The sequence below is a fragment of the Fusicatenibacter saccharivorans genome (assembly GCF_027667425.1).
Classification (GTDB): Bacteria; Bacillota; Clostridia; order Lachnospirales; family Lachnospiraceae; genus Fusicatenibacter; species Fusicatenibacter saccharivorans.
Genome location: NZ_JAQEGR010000039.1, coordinates 1 through 2908, shown reverse-complemented (window position 1 = coordinate 2908; position 2908 = coordinate 1). Strand labels below are relative to the sequence as shown.

2 protein-coding genes are annotated in these 2908 nt (G+C 35.9%); both read right to left on the bottom strand.

Annotated features, from left to right (window positions below; genetic code table 11):
* Positions 1-119: 119 nt before the first annotated feature.
* Positions 120-740, bottom strand: a complete 621-nt coding sequence (locus PGS38_RS17355; protein ID WP_055268443.1) for a hypothetical protein — start codon at positions 738-740, stop codon at positions 120-122.
* A 127-nt stretch (positions 741-867) separates the two neighbouring features.
* Positions 868-2655, bottom strand: a complete 1788-nt coding sequence (locus PGS38_RS17350; protein WP_118640491.1) for a helix-turn-helix domain-containing protein — start codon at positions 2653-2655, stop codon at positions 868-870.
* Positions 2656-2908 lie beyond the last annotated feature (253 nt).

The following is a 2908-nucleotide window of genomic DNA, read 5'->3' as shown; positions in this document are numbered from 1 at the left end:
TGCAGGCTGAAGTAACGAGAATGCGACGCGCAGTTTTCAAAAACGCTCCCCTAGTATCTATAACGCAAGGGGAGCGTCTATTTTCAATTAGTTCGCTTGTTCTGATAATCGAGTTTTGCTTAAGCTCTCTCCCAGCGGCCTCCCGGGGCTGAAGATATAACACAATAAGCAATATTCAAACTTGAGGTTCCAGCTTTAATATACGAACGACAGGACCGTCCACACTCTAAAGTCGAATATGTAATCATCTGCGTATTATTTGGAGTATAGTGATATGGGGTTCCTCCAGCAGGATTTGAAATTGTTTTTGTAATATCATCATACTGGAATCCCACCTCTGGTGAATATTTGGATGTCTGCATTAAACTACTTGCTTTCATAGAGGTTCCGTAGTTCAGTGTTGTTTCAAACCAATTAATTCGTACCTTTAATGCCTGACGGTCATTTGTCACGGATACTTTCATGGTTGCATAAATGCTGTACTGGCTAAGCTGCCCCGTATTGCTTACAATATCAGTGATTGCTACTCTTTGCTGATGCTCGTCTACAATCAACAAACCCGTTGAAATAATATCCTGCTCGCTGCCATTTTCATCCACTACCTGTGTGATTGACAAATAATCATCCGGCTTTGCATCAATGGCGCGGGTCTTCATCTGTTTTTCCTGATATTGTTCAATTGCAACCTTAATTACGTCACTTTCATTCGTGATGTGATTGTTTAAAACCTCTTCATACACTCTGTTTTTTAATTCTGCATTTGTTTCTGCTTTTACTTTGGATTACAATTTCGCTTCCAAATCCTTCTTCACCTACCCCACCATTTACAACAACATCTCTTCCTACAAATCCTGATGGTGGTCAAAGTTAATCAAATATTTTATTTGTCTTGACATAACTTTCCATTAACTTATAATTTGTTTGCATCTTATATAATCTTAAAAGATCTAAATCCTGTTTAAAATATTTCTTGCACTTTACATCTTTTTGTGCTTCTAAAATACAAGCCTCAACCATTAATGAAGTGTGCAATGATCCTCCTTTTCCGGCAAATAATGTCTGTTGAATTCTTTTTCGACAGACACCTATTGCTTTTTCAAAATATCCCAATTCTTCCAACGCCATCCCATAATTTCCCATACTCATACCCCAATCTAAGATGTGAAATACAGGTTTAATAAAACTTTTTTCATATTGTCCCACTAAAAATTGATATATTTCCAATGCTACTTTATAATCCTGTTCACCCCAATAAATCAATGCCATTTCTGTCAAAATACTAACTTCCTCTGTATTTAAAACATATTCTATTTTTTGTCCTTCTTCAACTTTAAGTGACATAGCAAGTAATTCTTTTAATTGTTTTATAAATTGTTCCGTATATTCTGCATTTTCCTTATATTTTACTTTTACCCTTTCTGTTTCAATATATTGGTAATTTTTCATCAAATTACAGTCTAATTTTTCTTCAATTTTTGAAAGTACCTTTTCTGCATTTCCATACTCTTTTCGATGAATAAACTTCGAAAATTCAATCTTCAACTCCAGCGTCTCATACTCTTCCACTTGAATCCCCGTCTCAATTCTATCCCCACTCCTTCCCATCTTCTCCATCATCTGACGTAGATTTCCGCTTCGTGGTTTCTGATTTCCGTTTTCGATTCTTGCCAATGTTTCCTGCGCACAAATGTCTTCACTCAGTCCTTCCTGTGTAAGTTTTGCCGCATTTCTTGTTCGACGTATCAATTCTGCATCAATCTCGAAATTCCGAACCACATGGTCAAACAGACGGTAATTTTTAAAAGAAACTTTATAATCACTTTCCAATTCCAGAAGGCTTGCACGTTCCTGTCGCAGCAACCCAATAAATTCTGCGTTACTATTTTCTTTTTCCAGAATCTGCGCATACTGCTCCAGAATTTCCGGCATATAAAGCAGTTTCCCTTCTTCTCTCAAGTTTTCTAACGCCGTTTCTGTTATCAATTTTAAATAAGTATCCGCTTTTCCATCTCGGGCTGTTTTTTCTATTAACAATGCAGCATATGGAATTACTTTTACTCGTTCTGTCCTCTCAAAGTTTTTCTGAAAGATCTCCTCTACTAACTCCTGAAGTTCTTTCTCTCCTCGTTCACGATCTGTACCAAAACAGACTTCCCATCGAAATAGCAGAAGTTTGTATTCCTCTGCACTTAAAATCCCTGTCTTTCTCTGTATTTCCGCTTCTGGCATTGTCTGTACAATTGCCTTTTCCAAATGTTCACATACTGTCTCTACTGATTTACCACGAAGCCATGCAATCTGCGCATATTCCTGCTCAATGAACTGCTGATGCAGCGGCTCCTTTGCTCTTTTATTCTTCTCATATTCAAGCAGACATTGTTTTGCTTCTTCCCATTTTTTTTGACAAATTTTCTGTTGTATCTCCTGACGCAATTCATAGATATTGTAAATGTCCCTTGGCAATATATAAGTGAGCCTCTCCACCGATTTTCCCAACCGTCCCATAATTCGATCAATCAGAAAAAAATCAATTTCCTGCTGATCTGCTTCAATTCTTGCATATTTTGACACAGAAGAAATACCCAGGCATAATTGTTTTTGTCGTATTCCTTCTTTCTCTCGTAATTTCCATAGTAATTGACCAATTCCTTGCATCTGTTTCCCTTTACTGATTCCTTTTTCTATGTTATTTTTTGTGACTTTTATTATGATTTTAAAATTGTATTTACAGCAAGAGAAATTATCACCATATTTTAATTTGATTTTTATACAAATCCACGTTTTCTATTTTTATAAGTAAAAAAGTGTAATTTTTCCCTTTTTCATACGTATAATATACTTTGAATTTATTTTCATATTTTTCTTTTGTAAATGGTGAATAACCCGTCAACTTCCTGACATCTCCAAA

Bases quoted from the DNA above. Each gene is read 5' to 3' on its own strand.
- PGS38_RS17350 (WP_118640491.1), bottom strand. From the start codon at position 2,655: ATGCAAGGAATTGGTCAATTACTATGGAAATTACGAGAGAAAGAAGGA.